Source organism: Microbacterium sp. PI-SA-G (assembly GCF_057215335.1).
On sequence record NZ_CM170103.1, the window covers coordinates 1,927,456 to 1,950,180 of the forward strand.

The 22,725-nt window shown below is 70.5% G+C and carries 18 protein-coding genes and 1 pseudogene; 7 read left to right on the plus strand and 12 right to left on the minus strand.

Features of this window, described 5'->3' with window-relative positions:
- Positions 1-69: 69 nt before the first annotated feature.
- The 4 genes from AC2D10_RS09390 to recQ all read right to left on the minus strand — a co-directional run bounded on the left by AC2D10_RS09390 (position 70) and on the right by recQ (position 6,437).
- Entirely contained in the window at positions 70-645 is a 576-nt protein-coding gene (locus tag AC2D10_RS09390; protein ID WP_484707321.1) for a DNA-3-methyladenine glycosylase I, read from the minus strand.
- Between the two features lie 42 nt (positions 646-687).
- Positions 688-1,734 carry an NAD(P)-dependent alcohol dehydrogenase gene (locus AC2D10_RS09395; protein WP_484707323.1) on the minus strand — a complete coding sequence of 349 codons (1,047 nt, stop codon included), beginning with the start codon at positions 1,732-1,734 and terminating at the stop codon, positions 688-690.
- Between the two features lie 192 nt (positions 1,735-1,926).
- Entirely contained in the window at positions 1,927-3,993 is a 2,067-nt protein-coding gene (locus AC2D10_RS09400; RefSeq protein WP_484707325.1) for an acyl-CoA dehydrogenase family protein, read from the minus strand.
- 407 nt (positions 3,994-4,400) lie between these two features.
- Positions 4,401-6,437 carry a DNA helicase RecQ gene (recQ, locus tag AC2D10_RS09405; RefSeq protein ID WP_484707327.1) on the minus strand — a complete coding sequence of 679 codons (2,037 nt, stop codon included), beginning with the start codon at positions 6,435-6,437 and terminating at the stop codon, positions 4,401-4,403.
- Between the two features lie 105 nt (positions 6,438-6,542).
- Here recQ and AC2D10_RS09410 point away from each other — a divergent pair, with 105 nt between their 5' ends.
- Both AC2D10_RS09410 and AC2D10_RS09415 read left to right on the plus strand, forming a co-directional pair.
- A complete protein-coding gene (locus tag AC2D10_RS09410) occupies positions 6,543-6,863 on the plus strand; it encodes a GNAT family N-acetyltransferase (protein WP_484707329.1) in 321 nt (106 codons plus the stop codon).
- Positions 6,860-7,778 (plus strand): annotated as a pseudogene (locus AC2D10_RS09415) (pirin family protein). The gene AC2D10_RS09410 and the pseudogene AC2D10_RS09415 overlap by 4 nt, the downstream one beginning before the upstream one ends.
- A 60-nt stretch (positions 7,779-7,838) precedes the next feature.
- Here AC2D10_RS09415 and AC2D10_RS09420 read toward each other — a convergent pair.
- The 6 genes from AC2D10_RS09420 to AC2D10_RS09445 form a co-directional block, all read right to left on the minus strand.
- Positions 7,839-9,296, minus strand: a complete 1,458-nt coding sequence (locus tag AC2D10_RS09420) for a sodium/solute symporter (protein WP_484707331.1) — start codon at positions 9,294-9,296, stop codon at positions 7,839-7,841.
- Positions 9,293-9,667: a DUF4212 domain-containing protein gene (locus tag AC2D10_RS09425; RefSeq protein ID WP_484707333.1), complete on the minus strand. Its 375-nt coding sequence runs from the start codon at positions 9,665-9,667 to the stop codon at positions 9,293-9,295. The genes AC2D10_RS09420 and AC2D10_RS09425 overlap by 4 nt, the downstream gene beginning before the upstream one ends.
- The gene (locus tag AC2D10_RS09430) at positions 9,664-10,383 is read right to left on the minus strand and encodes a LytR/AlgR family response regulator transcription factor (protein ID WP_484707335.1); all 720 of its coding nucleotides are present in this window, start codon (positions 10,381-10,383) and stop codon (positions 9,664-9,666) included. The genes AC2D10_RS09425 and AC2D10_RS09430 overlap by 4 nt, the downstream gene beginning before the upstream one ends.
- Positions 10,384-10,414: 31 nt before the next feature.
- A complete protein-coding gene (locus AC2D10_RS09435) occupies positions 10,415-11,596 on the minus strand; it encodes a sensor histidine kinase (RefSeq protein ID WP_484707337.1) in 1,182 nt (393 codons plus the stop codon).
- A gap of 126 nt (positions 11,597-11,722) precedes the next feature.
- Positions 11,723-11,968: a YbdD/YjiX family protein gene (locus AC2D10_RS09440; RefSeq protein ID WP_484707339.1), complete on the minus strand. Its 246-nt coding sequence runs from the start codon at positions 11,966-11,968 to the stop codon at positions 11,723-11,725.
- Position 11,969: 1 nt separating this feature from the next.
- A complete protein-coding gene (locus AC2D10_RS09445; protein WP_484707341.1) occupies positions 11,970-14,252 on the minus strand; it encodes a carbon starvation CstA family protein in 2,283 nt (760 codons plus the stop codon).
- Positions 14,253-14,424: 172 nt separating this feature from the next.
- Here AC2D10_RS09445 and AC2D10_RS09450 point away from each other — a divergent pair, with 172 nt between their 5' ends.
- The 5 genes from AC2D10_RS09450 (at position 14,425) to AC2D10_RS09470 (ending at position 20,270) form a co-directional block, all read left to right on the plus strand.
- Entirely contained in the window at positions 14,425-14,967 is a 543-nt protein-coding gene (locus AC2D10_RS09450) for an ECF transporter S component (RefSeq protein WP_484707343.1), read from the plus strand.
- A gap of 205 nt (positions 14,968-15,172) precedes the next feature.
- A complete protein-coding gene (locus AC2D10_RS09455; protein ID WP_484707345.1) occupies positions 15,173-16,885 on the plus strand; it encodes an ABC transporter ATP-binding protein in 1,713 nt (570 codons plus the stop codon).
- Complete coding sequence (locus AC2D10_RS09460; protein ID WP_484707347.1) at positions 16,882-17,700, plus strand: energy-coupling factor transporter transmembrane component T; 819 nt, start codon at positions 16,882-16,884, stop codon at positions 17,698-17,700. The genes AC2D10_RS09455 and AC2D10_RS09460 overlap by 4 nt, the downstream gene beginning before the upstream one ends.
- 10 nt (positions 17,701-17,710) lie before the next feature.
- Complete coding sequence (locus AC2D10_RS09465; RefSeq protein WP_484707348.1) at positions 17,711-18,880, plus strand: siderophore-interacting protein; 1,170 nt, start codon at positions 17,711-17,713, stop codon at positions 18,878-18,880.
- A gap of 115 nt (positions 18,881-18,995) precedes the next feature.
- Entirely contained in the window at positions 18,996-20,270 is a 1,275-nt protein-coding gene (locus AC2D10_RS09470) for an FAD-dependent oxidoreductase (protein WP_484707349.1), read from the plus strand.
- A gap of 204 nt (positions 20,271-20,474) precedes the next feature.
- Here the strand turns inward: AC2D10_RS09470 and AC2D10_RS09475 are convergent, their stop codons facing one another.
- Both AC2D10_RS09475 and AC2D10_RS09480 read right to left on the minus strand, forming a co-directional pair.
- The gene (locus tag AC2D10_RS09475; protein WP_484707350.1) at positions 20,475-21,638 is read right to left on the minus strand and encodes an acyl-CoA dehydrogenase family protein; all 1,164 of its coding nucleotides are present in this window, start codon (positions 21,636-21,638) and stop codon (positions 20,475-20,477) included.
- Positions 21,639-21,790: 152 nt separating this feature from the next.
- Positions 21,791-22,720 carry a M15 family metallopeptidase gene (locus AC2D10_RS09480; RefSeq protein ID WP_484707351.1) on the minus strand — a complete coding sequence of 310 codons (930 nt, stop codon included), beginning with the start codon at positions 22,718-22,720 and terminating at the stop codon, positions 21,791-21,793.
- Positions 22,721-22,725: the final 5 nt, after the last annotated feature.

Genomic DNA, 22,725 nt, shown 5'->3' on the forward strand with positions numbered 1-22,725 from the left:
CGAGGCCGTCCGGCGCACCCGCTCATCCTAACCGCGACCGGTATACCGGTGGCGGGGCAGATCTGCCCATCAGCCCGCCGCCGTACGCCAGCACCCTTCCACGTGGTCGTCGACCATGCCCGAGGACTGCATGAGGGCGTACATCGTGGTGGGTCCGACGAAGCGGAACCCCCGACGACGCAGCTCCTTGCTCATGGCCGTGGACTCGGGCGTGACCGCCGGCACCTCGGCGAACGACGCCGGACGAGCCGACGCAGGCGGCGCGAACGACCACATCAGCGCGTCGAGCTCCCCCTCGGCCATACCCCGAACAATGCGGGCGTTACCGATCGTCGCCTCGATCTTGGCGCGGTTGCGGATGATGCCCGCATCCGCCATCAGCCGCTCCACGTCGGCCTCGCCGAACTGCGCCACCGCCTCGGGCTCGAACCCGGCGAACACCTCGCGGAATCGCGGGCGCTTGCGCAGGATTGTGATCCACGACAGCCCGGCCTGGAAGCCCTCGAGCGCCATCTTCTCGAACAGCGCCCGGTCGCCGTGCAGCGCGGAACCCCACTCCTCGTCGTGATAGCGCCGGTACTCGGCGTCGTCACCCGCCCAGGCGCACCGCGCGAGTCCGTCAGGGCCGAGGAGGAGGGATGTCATGGTGCGACGCTACCGGCCGCCACCGACATCCCCGATCCTCGATCAGTCCGCGAAGGTGGAGGCGTCGATCACGAAGCGGTAGCGCACGTCCGAGGCGAGCACACGGTCGTACGCGGCGTTGATCTCCGAGGCCGGGATGACCTCGATCTCGGCACCGATGCCGTGCTCGGCGCAGAAGTCCAGCATCTCCTGCGTCTCCTGGATACCGCCGATGTTCGAGCCGGCGAGAGAACGGCGTCCGCCGATCAGCGACATCACCTGCACCGGAGGCGGCTCCGCCGGAGCGCCGACGCAGACCATCGTGCCGCCCACGTCGAGCAGCCCGAGGTACGCGCGCATGTCGATCACGGCGCTGACGGTGTTCAGGATCACGTCGAACGACGACCGCAGATCGCGGAAGACCTGTCCGTCGGCCGTCGCGTAGTAGTGGTCGGCGCCGAGTCGGAGCCCGTCGTCCTTCTTGCTCAGGCTCTGCGAGAGCACGGTGACCTCGGCACCCATCGCGTGCGCGATCTGCACGCCCATGTGTCCGAGTCCGCCGAGGCCGACGACCGCGACGCGCGAGCCCGGACCGACGTTCCAGTGCTTCAGCGGCGAGTAGGTGGTGATGCCGGCGCAGAGCAGCGGAGCGGCGACGTCGAGCGCGAGCCCGTCGGGAATGCGCACCGCGAACTTCTCGGTCACGACGACCTGCTCGGAGTACCCGCCCTGGGTGATCGTGCCGTCGCGGTCGGTGGTGCCGTACGTGAAGACCGCACCCTCGGTGCAGAACTGCTCGTCGCCCCGCAGGCAATTGCGGCACTCGCCGCAGGAGTTCACCAGGCAGCCGACGCCGACCCGGTCGCCGACCGCGTGCTTCGTGACCTCGGTGCCCACCGCGGCGACCGTGCCCGCGATCTCATGGCCGGGCGCGAGCGGGTAGCTCTGCGGACCCCACTCGCCGCGCACGGTGTGGATGTCGGAATGACAGATGCCGGCATAGGCGATGTCGATCAGGATGTCGTGGGGGCCGAGTTCGCGTCGCTCGATCGTGGTCTTCTCGAGAGGGGCGGCTTCGCTCGGGGCGGCGTAGGCGGTGACGGTGCTCATCGTGTGCTCCTGCTGTGCTTCGGGCGCCGGATCAGCGCCGGATCGACGTTACACCCCGGTTTTGTGACCGGGCACGGGGGTTGTGCGAACGGTCGTGCGTACACAGCTCAGCAAGAACGTCCGCCGCAGACGCGATCCTGCCCCGAACGGAGCCGTTCGGGGCAGGATCTGCTGAGTTGTGAACGCGCGGCGTCAGCGCTTCTTCGCCTTGAGCGCCTTCTCCTGGATCGGGGCGTCGCCGGATGCCGCCAGCGCGGCGTAATACGCCCGGGCCTCGTCCTGACGCTCCTGCTCGATGCCCGAGGCGATCGGCGCACGCACGTGCTCGGGCTCGTACCCGAACGACTCGACCAGGTCGAGCGCGTGCGGACGCAGCCGGGCGCAGAGCCGGTCGATGTAGCTCGACACCGCCGCCGCGCGCTGCGTCGACAGACGGCCGTGGATCAGGTGCCAGGCCAGGTGCTTCTCGATCAACTGCAGGCCGAACAGGTCACGCAGCCAGGTCAGCACTTGCTTCGTGTCGGCATCCTCGATGGTGTGCACCGCGTCGGTGAACGCCTCCCACAGCAGCAGTTCGCCGTGCGCCCTGGCGGCCTCGATGAGTTCGGCCTGGTTCTCGTTGAACAGGCGCGAGCCGAGAGCCTTGTCCTTCGCACCCGGACGCAGCCGACCGGCGATGTCGGCGACCATCTGCTGCACGCGACCGGCCAGCAGCGCGTGCTGCTGCTCTTCGCGAAGCCCGTTCTCGACCGAGCGCGAGACCTGGCCCAGGTCGGCGAACGCCTGACCGAGCTGACGGAGTCCGGCACCGTGGAACACCTTGCCCGCCGTCATCCCGACCGCGAACTTCGCCAGCGCCGCGGCATCCTTGCCGGTGAACTGCCGGGCGTAGTCGGTGAGCAGACGCTTGCCGACCAGCTGCAGCAGCACGTTGTTGTCGCCCTCGAAGGTGGCGTAGATGTCGAGGTCGGCACGGAGTCCGACGAGGCGGTTCTCGAACATGAATCCGGCGCCGCCGCAGGCCTCGCGGGCCTCCTGCAGCGTGTCGAGCGCGTGCCACGTCGACAGCGGCTTGAGCGCTGCGGCGAGGGTCTCGAGGTCTTCGCGGTCGGCGGGAGTGTCGATGCGACCCGAGAAGACGCCGTCGAACTTCTGCAGGAACTCGTCGTGCGCGAAGATGTGCGCGAACGTCGTGGCCAGGCGCGGCAGCAGTCGGCGCTGGTGCTTGCCGTAGTCGAGAAGCACCACCTCGTGCCCGTCGACGCCGTCGAACTGGCGGCGCTGGGTCGCATAGGTGATCGCGATCTGCAGGCCGAGCGCCGAGGCCCAGGATGCCGCGCCGTCGAGCGAGACGCGACCCTGCACCAGGGTGCCGAGCATGGTGAAGAAGCGGCGTCCGGGGCTGTCGATCTCGCTCGTGTAACTGCCGTCCGCGGCGACGTCGCCGTAGCGGTTGAGCAGGTTCGTGCGCGGGATGCGCACCTGGTCGAACGACAGGCGACCGTTGTCGATGCCGTTGAGTCCGCCCTTGAGGCCGTCGTCCTCGCGGCCGATGCCCGGCAGATCGACGCCGTCGTCGCCGCGCAGCGGCACATAGAAGCAGTGCACGCCGTGGTTCACGCCGTTCGTGATCAGCTGCGCGAAGACGGTCGCCGCCACCCCGTGCAGGGCGGCGTTGCCGAGATACTCCTTCGTCGCGCCGCGGAACGGCGTGTGGATGACGAACTCCTGGGTCGCCGCGTCATACGTGGCGGTGGTGCCGACCGCGGCGACGTCGGATCCGTGGCCGATCTCGGTCATCGCGAAGGCTCCGGGGATCGTGAGGTCCATGACGCCCGGCAGCCACTTCTCGTGGTGCTCCTTCGTGCCCAGCTGCAGGATCGCCGAGCCAAAGAGGCCCCACTGCACGCCCGACTTGATCTGCAGGCTGGGGTCGGCGACGACGAGCTCCTCGAAGCCGGCGATGTTGCCGCCGTTGTCGTCCTCGCCGCCGAGGGACTTCGGGAATGCGCGGTGCACGGCCTTGTTCTCGACCAGCAGGTGCAGCTGGCTCAGCACGCGCTCGCGGTGCTCGTCCTTACCGAGCTCGTCCTTGCGCCAGAACGCGGAGTCCTTGATCATCTCGCGCGCCTTGCGGCGGGTGTCACCCCACGTGCCCATCAGCAGGTCGTTGACCTCTGAGACGTCGATGTGGGGAGTGTGCGAAGCGGGCTTCGACTCGGCGGGTGTCGTCGAGGATCGGACGGCGGCGTCGACCATGAGCATTCCTCTCGAAGAGAAGTAGGGGATGCTCACATGGTAGGTCTGCGACAAACCCTGGCGAAGTCACCTGTGTTGATCCTCCAACGCGGGGTCGGGACACGGGGCTGCCGTGTTGTGCGCAGGCGACAGGTGGGGTGGGGCGGGCTATCCACCCCCACCCACCAGGGGACGCGAACGGCCGCATCAGCGCGCGCGAAGCGGCCAGATGCGACCCCTCCCCAGGGCGCAGCATCCACCCCCGCCCACCAGGGGACGCGAACGGACGCATCAGCGCGCGCGAAGCGGCCAGATGCGACCCCTCCCCAGCGCGCAGCATCCACCCTCCCCCACCAAGGGACGCGAACGGACGCATCAGCGCGCGCGAAGCGGCCAGATGCGACCCCTCACAAACGCGCGCGCGACGGTCAGTTCGCCGCGACGACCGCGAGCACGGACTCGCCGTAGGCCTGCAGCTTCTTCGCCCCGATGCCGGTGATGCCGTCGAGGTCGCCGAGCGATGCGGGCCGGTGTTCGGCGAGGGCGCGCAGCGTCGCGTCGCCGAACACGATGTACGCCGGAACCCCCTGCTCGCGCGCGGTCTCGGCACGCCAGGCACGCAGCGCGTCGAAGAGTGCGCGATCGCCGTCGCCGACAGCATCCGCCGCCGCCGAGGTCTTGCGCGATCGCGTGGTGGTCGCGCGTCCGATCGTGTCTTTGCGCAGCGGCACCGCGGTCTCGCCGCGCAGCACTCCCGCCGCGACCTCACCGGGCGCGAGGGTGCCGTAGTCGCCCTGGGCGAGCAGGATGCCGCGGGCGAGCAGCTGTCGCACCACGCTCCGCCAGTCCTGGTCCGACAGGTCGGCGCCGATGCCGTAGGTGGCGAGCTTGTCGTGGCCCTGCTGGCGGATGCGCTCGGTCGAGGCTCCGCGCAGGATGTCGATCAGGTGCCCGGCGCCGAACGACTGATTGCGCTCGCGCTTGAGGCGCACGATCGTCGACAGCAGCTTCTGCGCGGGAACGAGCCCGTCGAACGTCTCGGTGTCTTCGAGGCAGGTGTCGCAGTTTCCGCACGGCTGCGACTCCTGACCGAAGTATCCGAGCAGGTTCTGCCGCCGGCACTCGACGGTCTCGCACAGGGCGAGCATCGCGTCGAGGTGCTGGCCCATGCGCATCTTGAAGGTGCGGTCGCCGGGGCTCTGGTCGATGAGTCGCCGCTGCTGCACGACGTCGCCGAGCCCGTACGCCATCCATCCGACCGCGGGCTGACCGTCGCGGCCGGCGCGGCCTGTCTCCTGGTAGTAGCCCTCGACCGACTTGGGCAGGTCGATGTGCGCGACGAATCGCACGTCGGGCTTGTCGATGCCCATGCCGAAGGCGATCGTGGCGACCACGACCACGCCGTCTTCACGCAGGAAGCGCGACTGGTTCTTCGAGCGCACCTCGGCCGAAAGCCCCGCGTGGTACGGCAGCGCGTTGAGTCCCTGTGCCGAGAGATAGGTCGCCGTCTGCTCGACCGACTTGCGGCTGAGCGCGTAGACGATGCCGGCCGCGCCCTCTTCCTGCGAGCGGATGAAGGCGACGAGCTGCTTGCGCGGATCGACCTTCGGCACGATCCGGTACTGGATGTTGGGGCGATCGAAGCTCGCGACGAAGTGCTTCGCGGTGTCGAGCCGCAGGCGTTCGGTGAGTTCCTGATGCGTCGCCCGTGTGGCGGTGGCGGTCAGCGCCATGCGCGGCACACCGGGGAACCGCTCGCCCAGGTCGCCGAGCGCGAGGTAGTCGGGCCGGAAGTCATGGCCCCACTGCGACACGCAGTGCGCCTCGTCGATCGCGATCACGCTGAGGGTTCCGCGCTGCAGCAGCGCCGTGGTCTGCGCGCTCGACAGCCGCTCGGGCGCGACGTAGATGAGATCGAGCTCGCCGGCGACGTACGCCCGCTCGACCTCGCGCCGCTCATCGATCGACTGGGTCGAGTTGAGGTACGCGGCACTCACGCCGTTGGCCCGCAGGGCGTCGACCTGGTCGTGCATGAGCGCGATCAGCGGGCTGATGACGAGCCCTGTGCCCTCGCGCACGAGCGCGGGCACCTGGTACGTGATGCTCTTGCCGGCGCCCGTCGGCATCAGCACGACGGCATCGCCGCCCGCGATCACCTGGTCGACGATCTCGGCCTGGTCGCCGCGGAACTCGTCGTACCCGAAGACCGTGTGCAGCGCCTCGCCCGCGGTCGGATACCTGCTGGGCGTGGCGCGGCGGACCGCCGGAGTGGATGCCGGACGAGCGGATGCCGCGGTGACGGGCGTCGTCGGCCCGGGGCCCCAGTCGAGCGGGGGCTCGAACCCGGCGCCCTGCGGCTCCCAGTCCATCGGCTCCGGCGGCTCGGACGGCTCCCAGCCGCCCTCGTCCCACGGCTCGTCGGCGTACGGCAGATCCGCGTACGGGTCACGGGGAGTCTGCGGCATCCCTCCAGCGTAACGACCCCCGCCGACGTCGGTCGCAGGCGTGTGCACAGGCCCCGATGTCGGCGGGCGGGCGTAGGTTAGGCGAAGACCACGAAGGGGCACCCGATGACCGACACCACCGTCCTTCGCAACGACGAGACCTCGCGATACGAGATCCGCTCCGACGACGTGCTCGCCGGCTTCGCGGAGTTCCAGATCCGCCCCGGCGCGATCCGCTTCATCCACACCGAGATCGATCCGGCCTTCCAGGGCCAGGGGCTGGCGAGCAGACTCGCCGCTTTCGCTCTGGCCGACGCCGCGGCATCCGGCGACGCGATCGTGCCGCTGTGCCCCTACATCGCCAAGTACCTCGAGACGCATGAGATCGAGGGCGCCGAGATCCGCTGGCCTCAGCGGCCGGCCACGACCGTTGCCGACCCCGAATGATCGGCGAGCGACGCCTCCTGATCGAACCGCGCGAAGTTCCGCTCGGCGGCGTGCGCGGCATGTCCGTGCTGCGCGCTCTGCCGCATCGCAACCTCCCCACGATCGGCGCGTGGTGCTTCCTCGACCGGTTCGGGCCGGCCGAGACGCGCATGCGCGTCGAGCCGCACCCCCACATCGGACTCCAGACGGTTGACGTGGCCGCTGGTGGGCGAGATCCGGCACCGCGACTCCCTCGGCAGCGACGCCGACCTGCGCCGCGGCCAGCTGAACCTGATGACCGCGGGCAACGGCATCTCGCACTCCGAGTACTCCGTCGGCGAGGGTGCGGTCCCGCTCGACGCCCTGCAGTTCTGGGTGGTGCTGCCCGAGTCCGCCCGTCACGGCGCTGCCGGGTTCGAACGCCATACGACACTGCCCGGGCTCACGCTCACGGCCGTGCAAGGACCGGATGCCGCGGCCACCGTCGTGCTCGGAGAGTTCGCGGGCGTGCGGTCCCCCGCCACGGCGCACACGCCGATCATCGGTGCCGAGATCGTGCTCGCCGCGGGGAGCACCGTGCGACTGCCGCTGCGATCCGACTGGGAGCATGCGCTCATGCTGGTCGAGGGCGACGTCACGATCGCGGAGCATCCGCTCGGGCGCAACGGACTTCTCTACCTCGGCGACTCCCGCGACACGCTCGAGGTGTCGACGAGCGCGGGCGCTCTGCTCTTCCTGCTCGGCGGCGAGCCGTTCGAGGACGACATCGTGATGTGGTGGAACTTCGCCGGACGGTCGCACGACGAGATCGAGACCGCGCGCGAGGAGTGGGAAGCAGCATCCGCGCGATTCGGCGAGGTCGCCGGGCATGATGTGCGCATTCCGGCGCCTCCGCTGCCGCCTGTGCGACTCATGCCGCGCAGTCGCGCGCTCTGAGGGGTGCGTCTCGCCGGGACCCGAGCGCTGCGAAGGAGATCCGCAGTGCGGAGGACGCTCTCACGCCCGCTCAGGCGTATGCACCCGCGCGAGAAACCGGTCGGTCCGCGGCGAGGGCCCGCGCGGATCCAGCAGTGACACGACCACGGTGACGCCCGCGGCGAGCGGGATCGTCCAGGCGGCGGGCTGCGCGAGGTATGGCGCGGCGACGCCCACTCCCCCGACCGCCGCGTGCACGAGCAGCGCGAGTCCGGCCGCGAGTCCGCCCGACAGCATCCCGGCGACCGCCCCGCGTGCGGTCAGCCCCCGCCACCACACGCCCAGCAGCACCACCGGCGACAGGGTCGACGCCGCCACCACGAACACCACGCCCACGCTCGATCCGAGCCCGGCCGGCGCGGTCAGCAGCGCGACCCCGAGCGGCACCAGCGCGCACAGCACGGCCGACAGGCGGAACGAGCGCACCGAGCCCGAGAAGACGTCTTGGCTGATGACTCCCGCGAGCGACACGACGAGTCCGGCCGACGTCGCCAGAAACGCGGCGAACGCCCCCGCGACGATCAGCGCGGTCAGCAGCTCGCCCATCAGCCCGGGGAAGACGCGCGACGGCAGCTGCAGCACCACGGTGTCGGCGATGCCGGGAACGGCCAGGTCGGGTGCGGCGATGCGGGCGAGCAGGCCCATCGTGCTCGACACCGCGTAGAACGCGCTCACCATCGCGATCACGATCACCGTGGTCCGTCGCGCCGCGACCCCGGTCGGGCTCGTGTAGAACCGCACGAGCACATGCGGAAGCCCCATCGTCCCCAGCAGCAGGGCGAGCAGGAGTGACGCGGTCTCGTAGGCGTCGAACCCCGACGGCCCGGCCTCGGCGGGGAACACCAGCGCCGGATCGAACTCGTGCGGCCCGCCGCTCAACGCGAACGCGATGCAGACCACGGGCACCAGCAGCGCGGTGAGCTTGAGCCAGTACTGAAACGCCTGCACGTACGTGATCGCCCGCATGCCGCCGGCCGCCACCGCCACGGCTACGAGCACCGCGACGGTCACCGCGCCGACCCACTCCGGCACTCCGGCGACGACGAGCAGTGTGATGCCGGCGCCGTGCAGCTGCGGCACGATGTACAGCCACCCGATGATGAGCACCGCGATGCTGGTGACCCGGCGGGCCGAGGTCGACGCCAGGCGGGCCTCCATGAAGTCCGGGATCGTGTAGGCGCCGCTGCGCCGCAGGGGTGCCGCGACGAACGCCAGCACGAGCAGGTACCCCGCCGCATAGCCGATCGGGAACCAGAACCCGCGGGCGCCGTCGAGCAGCACGAGGCCGGAGAGCCCGAGGAACGTGCCGGCTGACAGGTACTCACCGCTGATCGCCGATGCGTTCCACACCGGCCGCACAGTGCGGGAGGCCACGAAGAAGTCGCTGGTGGTGCGCGAGATCCGGAGTCCGTAGACGCCGATCAGCAGCGTCGCGATCACGACCAGCGCGACGCCGATCAGATCCATCACGGCGTTCATTCGCGGTCTCGCAGCGCCCGATATCGGCGCTCGTTGCGGTCGGCGGTGCGCACGTACAGCACGGCGAACACGACGATGATCGGGTAGAACGCGTAGGCCTGCAGCAGCCACGACAGCGGCAGTCCCCACACCACGAGCTCGTCGAGCGCGGGAATCAGTGCGATCCCCAGGGTCAGCGCGATCACCACGAGCACGAAGCCGGCGACGGTACCCAGCGCGAGCCGCAGCTGACTGCGCATCAGCGCCCGGGCGTACACCGCGTCGGCCTCGTCTACGCGGGCACCCGGCAGCGCGATCCCCCGGGTCGATGTCGCGGGTCGCCGCGCGGGCAGACCGGCCGTGACCCGCACCCGCTTCGGCGTCTCGGTCATCCCACGCCCTCGCCGCGCACGAGCGCCTCGCGCACCGCCGGCACCAGGCGCCGGCTGACGGCCAGCTCGGTCTCGCCGATCACCACGACCGGCTCGGCGCCCGACAGTCGCACCGCGGTCACGGCGGCTGTGCGCACGAGCGCGGAGCGGTGGATGCGCAGGAATCCGGCATCCGCCCACCGCCCCTCGAGCTCCGAGATCGGCACGCGCACCAGATGCCCGACGCCGTCGCCGGTGTGCAACCGCGCATAGTCCCCCTGCGCGCGCACCCAGCGCACCTCGCTGCGGCGCACGAAGCGCACGGTCGATCCGATGGTCACGGGCAGCATCTCGTCGTCGCCGGAGGCCGCGGTCTCCGCCAACTCGACCACCCGGTCGACGGCCCGCCGCAGCCGCTCGGCGCGCACGGGTTTGAGCAGATAGTCCGCGGCGCGCAGCTCGAAGGCCTCGACGGCGCGCGCCTCATCGGCGGTCACGAACACGACGGCGGGCGGATCGGCGAGGGTGAGCAGCGCCCGCGCGAGGTCGGTGCCGAGCAGGCCCGGCATGTGGATGTCGAGGAACGCGATCCGCACCGCGCGCTCCGAGAGCAGTCGCAGGGCTTCGACGCCGGAGGTGGCAGTGAGGATCTCGCCCACGCGCGCGTCGGTGCGCAGCAGGTGCACGAGCTCGTCGAGCGCCGGCTTCTCGTCGTCGGCGACGAGCACGTCGATCACGGGCGCACCCGCCTGCCGAAGGTTGCCATGATCAGTCGTCGTCCGGGTCGTGCAGCGGCTGCGATTTCGGGACGCGCATGCGCACCAGGGTACCCGCGCCGGTGTTCGTCTCGACGATCAGTCCGCCGTCGTCGCCGTAGAGCTGGCGCAGCCGCGTGTCGACGTTGCGGAGCCCCACGTGCAGGCCGTCGTCGACCGCGGTCAGCGTGGCCCGCAGGGTCTCGGGGTCCATGCCGACGCCGTCGTCCTCGACCGTGATCTCGGTGTGGGTGCCGTCGTCGCGTGAGGCGATGCGGATCTCACCCCCGCCTTCGCCGGGCTCGAGTCCGTGGCGCACGGCGTTCTCGACCAGCGGCTGCACCGACAGGAACGGGATGACGGTCGCGAGGGTCTCGGGCGCGATCTGCAGCGTGACCCGCAGGCGGTCGCCGAAGCGCGCGTGCTCCAGTTCGAGATAGGAGTGAATGCTGCCGAGCTCCTCAGCCAGCGTCGTGAACTCCCCCTGGCGGCGGAACGAGTAGCGCGTGAAGTCGGCGAACTCGAGCACGAGCTCCCGCGCGCGGGCCGGGTCGGTGAGGATGAACGAGGCGATCGCCGTGAGCGCGTTGTAGATGAAGTGCGGAGAGATCTGCGCGCGCAGAGACCGCAGCTCCGCCTCGGCCAGCTGCGTGCGCGAGGCGTCGAGTCCGCCGAGCTCGACCTGCGCGGCGCACCAGTCCGCGACCTCTTCAGCGGCGCGCACGAGAGCGGCCGGCACGGGGGCGGCGAACGCGACCACCACGCCCACGACGCGGCCGTCGACCACGATCGGAGCGCCGACCGCCTCGAGATCATCGGCCGACCGCGGCGCGGGGAACACCTGGCGCCGACCGGACCGCCGCACCTGCGTCGCGATGCGCAGCGCTGCGGACTCCAGCCCGTCGGAGGGGCCGTCGAACGACACCGTGTCATCGGCGCTCACGATCGCGACCGCCGCACTGCCCAGGAGCACGCGCAGATGTCGGGCGGCCTTGACGACATCGGGGCCGGCCAGCCCCGCACGCAGGTGCGGTGCCGCCAGACTCGCCTGATGCAGGGCGGCGAGCGCCGCCTGCTCGGCGTCGCTCCCGAGGTCGGGCGCCCGGCGCGCGAGACGCCGCGCGAGCAGCAGGAGCACCGAGAGCACGACCCCGCCGAGCACGCCGAAGATCGCAGCGAGAACGACGTCGGTCATGGGATCAGCCTAGGCACGGGGATGTCACGGGGCACTGCGGTTCACAACTCAGCAGATCCTTGCGCTGCGGCTCCGAAACGGGCGGAATCGCCGCACAATCCGCAGAATCTGCTGAGTTGTGAACAGTCAGCAGCAGCGCGCTCCGGGGTTGCGGTCCTGGTCGTCCATGCGCTGACGCCAGAACTGCCGCTCGGTCATCGGCTCCTCGTCGGGATGCTGCCGATGCTGATGGGCGACGTACGTCGCGTAGGCACTGTCGCCCATCAGGTTCGTCATGTACCAGCGGATGCCGCGGCCCACCCGCACCACGGCGCCGAGGAGCGCTCGCAGCGGGGTGGTCGCGGCATCCGGCCGAGTCGTGGTGACGACCATCTCAGTGACTCGATGCCTTGCGGTCGTCGGCCAGGATCGGCTCCCACTGCTTCTCGAGCTCGCGCTCGGTCGCGTTGGGGAGGAACCCCGCGGGGGCGAAGCGGCGCGAGGCGACCGGTGCGTCCTCGGTGTTCTCCCCGCCTCCGTTGCGGATGGCCTTGGCCGTGACGATGACCGCGGCCACCATCACGATGACGGCGAGGGTGACGAAGATGATCGACAGCGTCCCCTGCACGGCCGTGTTGCGGATGACGGCGTCGAGCACCTCGGGGGCGCCGAGCGACGTGTCGCCGGAGTCGCGCGCCTCGACGTAGCGGAAGTGGTTCGCCCAGTACCCGATCGCCGGGACCGGCGAGAGGATCTTGTACAGCGACGCCGTGATCGTCACGACCGCGGTGAAAGCGAGCGGCAGCCCGATGATCCACAGCCACTTGATGTAGCTCTTGCCGCGCTTGGCGACGATGGCCATCACCACGGCGAGCGCGATCGCGGCGAGCAGCTGGTTCGCGATGCCGAACAGCGGGAAGAAGGTGTTGATGCCGCCGAGCGGGTCGGTCACGCCGAGGATGAGGATCGCTCCCCAGCCGGCCACCATGATCGCGGTGCAGATCCACACACCCGGACGCCACGACACGTCGCGGAACTTGGGGAACCAGGCGCCGATCGAGTCCTGCAGCATGAAGCGGGCGACGCGGGTTCCGGCATCCACCGCGGTGAGGATGAACAGAGCCTCGAACATGATCGCGAAGTGGTACCAGAACGCCATCATCGCCTGCCCGCCTAGGGCCTGCTGCATGATGTTCGCCAGTCCGAGCGCGAGCGTCGGGGCGCCGCCGGTGCGCGAGACGATCGATTCCTCGCCGACCGCCTGGGCCGTGCCGGTCAGCATCTCGGGCGTGAGGTTCACCCCGGTGAGCCCGAGCGAGTTCACGAACGCGACTGCGCCTTCGACGGTGCCTCCCGTCGCGGCCGAGGGGGCGTTCATGGCGAAGTAGATGCCCTGGTCGATCGAGATCGCGGCGACCAGCGCCATGATCGCGACGAAGGACTCCATGAGCATGCCGCCGTAGCCGATGAAGCGCGACTGACGCTCCTTCTCGATGAGCTTCGGGGTGGTGCCCGAGGCGATCAGCGCGTGGAACCCCGACAGCGCTCCACACGCGATCGTCACGAACAGGAAGGGGAAGAGTGGACCGGCGAACACCGGACCCATGCCGTTCTCACCGAAGACGCTGACCGCGGGGACGGTGATCTCGGGGCGCACGAGGATGATCGCGCCGGCGAGCATGACGATCACGCCGATCTTCATGAACGTCGACAGGTAGTCGCGCGGGGCGAGCAGCAGCCACACCGGCAGCACCGCGGCGATGAAGCCGTAGATGATGATGCCCCAGGCGATCGTGGTGCGATCGAGCGTGAAGACCGCCTGCCCCCACTCGGTGCCGGCGACCCAGCCGCCGCCGACGATCGCGGCCATCAGCAGCACGAAGCCGATGATCGAGACCTCGGTGACCTTGCCCGGGCGCAGGTAGCGCAGGTAGATGCCCATGAAGATCGCGATCGGGATGGTCATGGCGACCGAGAAGACGCCCCACGGGCTCTCCCCGAGGGCGTTGACGACGACGAGTGCGAGGATCGCGACGATGATCAGCATGATCAGCAACGAGGCGATGATCGCCGCGGTGCCGCCGATGCGACCGAGTTCCTGCCGCGCCATCTGACCGATCGTGCGGCCGCCGCGGCGCATCGAGAAGAACAGCACCGTGTAGTCCTGCACCGCACCGGCGAGCACGACGCCGACGATGATCCAGATCGTGCCGGGGAGGTAGCCCATCTGTGCGGCGAGCACGGGGCCGACGAGCGGGCCGGCGCCGGCGATGGCGGCGAAGTGGTGGCCGTACAGCACGCGACGGTCGGTGGGGACGTAGTCCTTGCCGTCCTGCTTGACCTCGGCCGGGGTGGCCCGGCGGTCGTCGGGGCGGGTGATGTACTTCTCGATCACCTTGGAGTAGAAGCGGTACCCGATCAGGTACGTGCAGACGGCTGCGAACACGAACCAGATCGCGTTGACGGTCTCACCGCGGACGATGGCGAGCATCGTCCAGGCGACGGCACCCAGCAGTGCGATCGCCGACCAGATCAGGATCTTCGGCAGGGTCCAGCGGTCCGCCTTCTCGTGATGCTCGTCGGTCAGGGCGACCGGGGGGAGTTTCGGGTCGGTGACGATGTCGGGTCCATCAGCGGTTCCGGCGCCGCCGCGGCGGCGCGACGAAGGTGCGGTCATGGGGTTCTCCTCGGTGTGCGCATCATTGCGTTTCCCCACGGTAGGAAGCGCGCCCCACGCGCGTCATCCCGAAGAGCGGATGCTGCGACGAGCGGCATCGACGGCGCGACGAACGGGCTTTCTCACGGCGCCCGCCGCGCCCCGGCCTGAGCCGCGCAACTAGGCTGGAAGGGTGGCCCGAACCCCCGTCCTGCCGACCCGCGTGCTGCTCGTCTGCGCGGCCATCGGCGTCGCCACCGGCATCATCGGGGGCATCGCGGGGCTGCTGACGCCGGTCGTGCTCGTCGCCGCACCGTGGGCGTACGGACTGCTGCTGGGCTCGCACGTGCTGCCCGGAATCATCGCGCAGGAGGTGCTGCGCCGCCCGCTGGTCGCGATCGTGACCCACCTGATCGCGGCGCTCGTCGCCAGCGCGTTCAACCCGGCCTGGGCGCTGCGGTTCATCGGCACCGCGCTGCTGTTCGGCGCGATCCAGGAGGGCATCGCCGCACTCACCCGGTACCGCGCGTGGGGCGCCTGGCGCTTCTTCGTCTCGGCGCTGGTGATCGGCGTGGTCGTCGCGGCCGCCGTGTTCTTCGCCGCACACCTGGGCACGTTCGCGCTCTGGGCGCAGATCGCGTACCTCGTGATCTCGGTGTTCGGTCCGGTCGCGTGGACGGCGCTCGGGCTCGCCGTCGGCTCCGCGCTCAGTCGCGCCGGCGTCGCGCGTCGCTGAGCAGCATCCTGCGTTTCGATCGCCCCCGCCCCTTCCCCCTTCCCCCATTCCCCCTTCCCCCTGGTGAGGGGTCAGATAGCGTCGCGACGGGGCTCGAGATGCGGCGTGTACTGACCCCTCAGCGAGCGCGGGACCCCGACCGTGCCAACACAGGTAAGGCTCAGCTAAGTTAGAAGCGTCCGTTCCATCGACCCCGGGGACCGCCGTGCGCTCATCCGCGCCTCTTCTCCGCGTGCGTGACCTGTCGCTCACACACGCCGATGCGGCGCGCCCCTCGCCGGGAGACGTGTCGTTCGACATCGCGCCGGGCGAGGTCGTGCTGCTGCTCGGCCCCTCGGGATCGGGCAAGTCCACGCTCACCCTCGCGCTGAACGGGCTCATCCCGCATGCGCTGCCGGCGACCATGACCGGAACCGTCGAGGCGGGCGGGCTCGACACCGCGACAACGCAGACGGCGACGCTCAGCACCCACGTCGCGATGGTCTTCCAGGACCCCGACGCGCAGATCGTCACCGGCACCGTGTACGACGAGGTCGCGTTCGGACCCGAGAACCTGCTGCTCCCCCTCGCCGACGTGCGCACCCGCGTGGGGCAGGCGCTCACCCGCGTGGGCCTGTGGGAGCGACGCGACGAGAACCCCGACCGACTCTCGGGCGGCGGGCGGCAGCGGTTGGCGATCGCCTGTGCTCTGGCGATGGGGTCACCGCTGATCGTGCTCGACGAGCCCACCGCGAACCTCGACCCGCGGGGCATCGACGACGTCTACGCCGCCCTCACCGACGTCGTCGCCGAGGGTGACCGCGCGATCCTCCTGGTCGAGCACAACCTCGACGCCGCGATGGGCTTCGTCACGCGCACGATCGTGCTCGACCGTGCCGGGACGGTCGCGTTCGACGGACCCGCCGCCGAGGTGATCCGTGATCACGCCGACGAACTGGTCGCGATGGGGGTGTGGCTGCCGGCGGCGACGCTCGCCGCGCTGCGGCTGCGTGCCGACGGCATCCGTCTCGAGCCCCTGCCGCTGACGCCTGGCGAGCTGGCCGAAGCTCTGGCGCAGCATCCGCATGCCGTGACCGTGGCGCGTCCGGCGACGCCCGCGCCCCGTGCGGACGCGGCTCCCCTGATCCGCGCCCGGGGCCTCACGGTCACCCGGCATCGCACCGACATTCTGCACGGCATCGATCTCGACATCGAGAGCGGCAGCCTGACTGCGATCGTCGGGGCGAACGGTGCGGGCAAGACGACGCTGATCCAGGCGCTCGCGGGCGTGGTGCCGCCGCCGAAGCGCCAGGTCGACGTCGACGGACTCGACCCGGCCACCGCGTCGCCGCGGGAGCTCGCCGAACGCATCGGATTCGTGTTCCAGAACCCCGAGCACCAGTTCATCGCGCACACGGTCTTCGACGAACTCGCGCACGGACTGACGCTGCGCCAGGCGCAGGGCGCCCGGAGACGCGGCACGGCACCCGGTGAGCGGATGACGGATGCCGAGGTCACGGCCCGCGTCGAGGAGATGCTGCGTCGGTTCGGGCTCGAGCACAAGGCGCAGGTGCATCCGTTCCTGCTCTCGGGCGGCGAGAAGCGGCGCCTCTCGGTCGGCACGGCGCTGATCACGGCTCCGAGGGTGCTCGCGCTCGACGAGCCGACCTTCGGACAGGATCGCGCCCGGGCATCCGAACTCCTCGCCCTGCTGCGGGGTCTGCGCGATGAGGGCACGACGATCGTGATCGTGACGCACGACCTGCAACTGGTCGCCGAGCACACCACGCACACGGTCGTGCTCGCCGACGGTCGCGTGCATGCGGCCGGGCGCACCGACGAGCTCTTCCAGGACGAGCGTGTCTTCACAGAGGCGGGACTCCGGCTGCCGGCGCTGCAGCACGTGCTCGCCGCCCACGCACGGACGGCCGACGCATGAGCGCGACCGTGTTCGACCCGTACGCGGCGATGGCCGCGACCTCCCGCCGGCAGTTCCTGTACGCACTGAACCCGCTGGCGAAGGTCGTAGGACTCGCCCCGGCGATGGTGCTGCTGATCTTCGTGCGCGACCTCGCCACCCCCGCCGCGTTCCTCGCGCTCGGATACGCGCTGATCGTGCTGGGCGCCCGGGTGACACCGCGCATGCTGCTGATCCTCTTCGCGGCAGTGCCCCTCGCGATGGCCGCGGTCGGCGGCGGATTCTCGCTCTGGGTCGACGCCGCCCTCGTCGACCAGACCGCCCCCGCGCTGCAGATCGGCGGCTGGACGCTCTACTCCGGCGCCCTGCAGATCGGCTTCGCCACGGCTCTGCGTCTCGGCGCGATCGTGGCGCTCGCGCTCGTCGGCGGACTCACCACGAGCGGCCCCGACCTCGTGCGCGCGAGCGTGCAGCAGCTGCGGGTGCCGTATCGGATCGGCTACACCGCGCTGGCGGCGTTCCGCTTCGTGCCGCGCTTCGGCCATGAGCTGTCGGTGATCCGCGCGGCGCATCGCGTGCGCGGTCACCACGGCGGCCGCGGGCCCTTCGCCCGCATCGCGCGCGGCTGGGGCTACATCGTGCCGCTGCTCGCCGGCGCCATCCGCCACGCGGAGCGGGTTGCCCTCGCGATGGATTCGCGCGCGTTCGGCGCGCACGCCTCACGCACCGAGCGGCATCTGGTGCCGTTCCGCGCACGCGACGTCGTCTTCGTGGTGCTGTGCCTGGCGGCATCCGCCCTGATCTTCACCGTGTTCTTCCCCTGGAAGCTATCCTGAAAGGCGCGCGATGGCGTACAGCAAGTTGGTCAAACCCGAGACGACCGAGCTCATCCACCTGACGGTGGTGCGCAGTGAACGGCTGTCGGAGCACTGGATGCGCGTCACGCTCGGCGGCGGCGAGATCGAGAAGTTCCGGCCGATGGGCTACGACCAGTGGTTCCGGCTGTTCCTGCCGATCGGCGGCGACGCCGGGCTCGACCGCGTGCCGGCGAAGGCGAACAAGATGTTCGGGTACCTGAAGTTCCTGCGCATCCCCGAGGGCGAGCGGCCCGTGATGCGCAACTACAGCGTGCGCGCGTACCGCGCCACGACCGCCGGCACGGGCGCCGAGCTCGACGTCGACTTCGTGCTGCACGGCTCGGCCGCCGACGGCACGGCGGGTCCTGCGTCGCGCTGGCCCGAGACGTGCCGACCCGGCGAGCACGTGCTGATCATCGACGAGGGCCTCACGTTCAACCCGCAGCGCGGCATCGACCGGGTGCTGCTGGTCGGCGACGAGACGGCGCTGCCGGCGATCTCGTCGATCTGCGCGTCGCTGGGTCCGGATGCCGTCGGCACGGCGATCATCGAGGTTCCCTCCGACGACGATGCACTGGCCTTCCCGCATCCGTCGGGCATCGAGATCGTCTGGATCGTACGCCCGCACGACCTGCCTCCGGGTGCCCTCGCCCTCGACGCGCTGGCTCGCACCGCACTGCCCGATGCCCCGTTCCACGCGTACGCGGCGGGCGAGCAGTCCCTCGCCTCGGGTGCGCGCAAGCATCTGGTCGGCGAGCGCGGCGTCGACAAGAACGCGGTCAGCTTCTGCGGCTACTGGAAGATCGGGGCCTCGTCCCCCGCGTCGAAGGCGGCGCGCGAGGCCGCGGCGGAGCCCGCGCATGAGCGGGACGGATGCCGTGACTCCCGCGCCCCGTTCGGGCGGGCGCTTTCGCTTCCCCACCGCGATCCTGCTCACGTGCGCGGCGCTCGGTGTCGCCGGTGGACTTACGCCGGCGCGGTGATCGTCGGCATCGTGTATCCGCTTCTCGCGTGGGCGTCGTTCGACCTGGGCTCGCTCAGCATCGGCGTGCGCATCGCGTTCTTCGCCATCACGCTCGCAAGCTGCGTCGGAGCGACCGCCCTCGGCATCCTGATCGCCGATCGCCTGCGTCGGGCAGGGGTCGGGCGCCGACGCTGACGCATGCGCGTTCGGCGCTCACGCCCCGTCCCCGGCATCCCGTCGTACGCTGGTGCCATGCAGCCGGTGCGCAGTCCTGTGGTCATCGTCGGCGATCAGATCGGGGCGACGGCGAATGCATGACGTGATCGTGATCGGCGCCGGGCTCGCGGGGCTCCGCTGCGCCGGGCTCCTCGCAGCGGACGGCCTTGATGTCGTCGTCGTCGAGGCGGCGGACGCCGTCGGGGGACGCCAGCGCACCGACACCGTCGACGGGTTCCGGCTGGATCGCGGCTTCCAAGTGCTCAATCCGGCCTACCCGTCGCTGCGCCGCAGCGTCGATCTCGACGCCCTGGCGCTGGGGAGCTTCCCGGTCGGCGTGCGGGTGCGCACGGCGGACGGCATGAGCGAGCTCCGGCATCCGGTGCGGCATCCGCTGTCGATCGTGGCCACGCTGCGCAGCGGCCTGATTTCGGGGCGGGATGCCGTCGCGCTCGCGCGCTGGGCAGCACCGGCGCTGGTGCGCCCCCTCTCGCGCCTCGCTCACGACGATGTCACCCTGCACGAGGCGTGGGATGCCGCGGGACTCCGCGGTCCGCTGCGCACCGCCGTGCTCGAGCCGTTCCTCGCCGGGGTCCTGGCGGAGGATCGCGGCGAGACATCCAACGCCTTCGCCCGGCAGCTCGTGCGGTACTTCGCCCTCGGTCGGCCCGGCCTTCCTGCGCAGGGGATCGCTGCGGTCCCCGAGGAGCTGTCCGCGCGTGCACGGGCAGCAGGGGCGCAGATCCGTCTCGGTGCCGCCGCCGAACGGGTATCGGCGCACGGGGAGGGCGTGCAGGTGGAGGTCGCCGACGGCGATGCCGTCCGCGCAGCTCGCGCCGTCGTCGCGGTCGGACCCGATGCTGTGCCCGGCCTCACCGGGCTGCCCCGGCCGGCGACGAACGGGCTGCAGACATGGTGGTTCGCCGCCGCGAATGCGCCGACCACCTCCGCGCTGCTCACCGTCGACGGTCGCGAACGAGGTCCCGTCGTCAACACCGTGGTGATGACGCACACGGTGCCCTCGTACGCTCCGGCCGGTCGCCACCTCATCGCCGCGACGTGCCTGCTGCCGCGCGGCAGCGATCCCGCCGCCGAGAGCGATGTCCGCCGCCACCTGAGCGAGATCTGGGGTGCGGACGTCAGCGCGTGGCAGGTGATCCGCCGCGATGACATCGTCGACGCGCTGCCCGCCCAACCGTCACCCCTGGGCGCGCCGCGATCACCGCGCTACGCCGAGCGTCTGTACGTCGCCGGCGACCACCGCGACACCGCCTCGATCCAGGGCGCCCTCGCGTCGGGCGAGCGTGCCGCGCGCGCGATCCTGAGTGACGCGGGGTCAACCCGAAGCATCCCCTCGCGTCGCCGCTGACGGCCCGGCCTACACGGTCAACGTCGCAGCAGCGTCACGGAATCAGTGCTCATGCGGTCGCGAGTCCGTCGCCGGTCGCTGCATCCCAGTCCTCATCGACGCCTTCCGCGTACGCCTCGGCGTAGGCATCCGCCAACCGGCTCTCGCGCAACATGAGGGAATGCTACTCCGGTGGCACCGATCTTGCTACCGTCGCTGCCTCGCTCAGCGCTTGCCGGCGATCTGCCGACCGACGATCTCGCGCATGATCTCGTTGGTGCCGCCGTAGATGCGGTGCACGCGGGCGTCGAGGAAGGCGCGGGCGATCGGGTATTCGGTGATGTAGCCGTAGCCGCCGTGCAGCTGCACTCCGGTGTCGAGCACCTCCCACTCCCGCTCCGTGGCCCAGAACTTGACCTTCGCGGCCTCCTCAGCCGAGAGCTTGCCCTGGCTGTAGGCGAGCAGCGCGCGATCGATGTACGCCCAGAGCGCGTCGACGGTCGTCGCCATGTCGGCGATCTTGAAGCGCGTGTTCTGGAAGTCGATGATCCGCTCGCCGAACGCCTCACGGTCCTTCGTGTACGCGATGGTCCAGGTGAGCGCGGCCTGCGCGGCAGCGGCTCCGGCCACGCCGATCGACAGACGCTCGAGCGGCAGGTTCATCATGAGCTGCACGAAGCCCTTGCCCTCGACCCCGCCGATCAGGTTCTCCTCGGGGATGAACACGTCGCTGAACGACAGCTCGGCGGTGTCGTGCCCCTGGAAGCCCATCTTGTGCAGCTTCTTGCCGTGGTCGAAGCCGGCCATGCCGTTCTCGATCAGCACCAGGCTGAACGCGTCGGGGCGGTTGCCCTCCCCCGTCTTCACGAACGTCACCACGAGGTCGGCGGTGGCGCCCGAGGAGATGAACGTCTTGGCGCCGTTGACGATATAGCCGCCGTCGACCTTCTTCGCCGTGGTCTTGATGCCGCGCAGGTCGCTGCCGGCGCCGGGCTCGGTCATCGCGAGCGCGCCGACCACCTCGCCGGTGGCCATGCGGGGCAGCCACTTCTCCTTCTGCGCCTGCGTGCCCATGTGCACGAGGTACGGGATGGCGAGGTCATCCTGAATGCCGAAGGCTCCGGCGAGCGACCCGGCTCCCGCGGCGATGACCTCTTCGTTCACGACCGCGCGGAAGCGGTAGTCCTGCAGCATCCCGGCGCCGCCGAACTCCTCGGGAACGGAGAGTCCGATGATCCCGGCTTCTCCGGCGGCGCGCATCGTGTCGCGGTCGACTTCGCCGTCGGCATCCCAGCGCTCGATCGCCGCGCCCGTCACGTGGCGCTTGACGAAGTCCTTGACGAGGTCGCGGAAGGCCTCGTGATCCTCTTCGTAGATGTCGCGTTCCATCGCGTCCTCCTGAACGTCTCATGCGTCATTGCTGTCGCGATTCTATGTCGGAGCGTGCGCCGAACACAGGGCGTTGTGAGAATGCATCCCACAATTGGTGAGACTGGGTACCGCGATTGTCGGATGCCGCCACACGGCCCCGAACGCGGCGATCAGGGCACGTAGTCGGGCGCCGCAGGCAGTCCGAAGAACTCCTCGAGCGTGTGGAATCCGCCCGCGTGGTACGCCGCAGCCAGGTCAGGACCGACGTAACGGAGGTGCCACGGCTCCGGCGCGTACCCGGTCACACCCGAGCCGACGTCCTCGTAGCGCACCACGAATCCGTACTCCCAGGCGTGCTCGGCGACCCACGCGCTCTGCGCCGTGGACCCGAACGCATCGAGCCCGCCGCAGCGCGCGTCGCACGCCACGACGTCGAGCGCGAGACCGGTCTGGTGCTCGCTGTGCCCCGGTCGCGCCGAGCCGATGTCGGCCTCGGCCTGCCCCTGGTTGCGCACATGCGAGTCGTACGTCGTGACCTGCAGACCGTAGGAGCGGTATCCATTGTTCGCGCCGACGCGGCCGACGCCCGATGCCTCGGCTGCCTCGGCCATCTGTCCGACCGCCGCCGCGACGTCGCCGCGGACCTCTCCCGAGAGCGTCGTCATCTGCAGCGGGATCTCGCCCAGCTCGGCGGGTGCGTAGTCGGCCGGCTGGAGCGGACGTGCCTTATTGACCACGACCCACACCCGGGCAGGATCACTCAGCGAGATGCACGGGGCATTGCCCGCGACCACGGCTGCGCGAAAGGGCTCTCCGCCGCCGAATGCGGCGATCACGGCAGCGTCGTCACCGGCCGCGAGCCCCTGCTGGACGACGGGGTTCGCGCACGGATCGGCGGCCGTCGTGGCATCCACCTCGACCGTCGGCACCTGCACCACCGCGACCGGCTCGGGCATCTCGAGTGCCTCCGCGGGTGCGAGCGGTGCACTGGCAATCGACAGCAGGACCCCGAGCGCGGTGAGGGCGATGCCGATCGGCAATGCGGGACCGCGGAGGGGAGAGCGCGCGGCCGCATGCTGAGCGTGCGGCGTGGAGGGCATGAACC